1 protein-coding gene is annotated in these 579 nt (G+C 39.2%); it reads left to right on the forward strand.

The features are described from left to right. Window positions 1-579 (forward strand): mucin-binding protein (locus H5R88_RS02200; protein WP_445666899.1); only part of this gene is annotated, 579 nt, incomplete at both ends.

A 579-nucleotide genomic window follows, 5' to 3' on the forward strand; every position in this document is an offset into this window, starting at 1 on the left:
TATTGCGAACCACGTACCAGAAGGTTGGGTAATTAGTGGTAAATATCCAACATCAATTACATTTGGTTCAGAAAACCCAGCTCCAATCAATGTAACCATTGAACACGGAACAAAGGATGTAACTAACGATCCAAGTCAAGCAGATAAGGTAAACAAGACAATTACTAGAACAATTGATATTGACATCGCAGGTAAGACTAGTGAATATACTAAGCAAACTGCAACTCTTCACAGAAGTGCTACTAAAGACTTAGTAACTGGTGAAGTAACTTACGGTGCATGGAACTTGGATGGAGCTAAGTTTGATAAAGTACCAGCACCAGAAGAAGCAGGATACACAGTAACTAATCCAAATGCCGCACCAGAAGTAGCAATTACAGGTGATACTGAAAGTTCAACAGTAACCTTTAACTACACAGCAAATGAACAAACTAGAAAGATCATCTTTGTGGATGGTGGTAAGACAGTTGGAAAGCCTCAAATCTTAACTGGTAAGACTGGAACTAGCGTAACTATTGGTAACGGAAATGGAGAAACTCCATTACAAGTACCAACTGGCTATGAAGTAGTACCAGGAAC

The organism is Limosilactobacillus agrestis (genome assembly GCF_014145585.1).
Lineage (GTDB): Bacteria > Bacillota > Bacilli > Lactobacillales > Lactobacillaceae > Limosilactobacillus > Limosilactobacillus agrestis.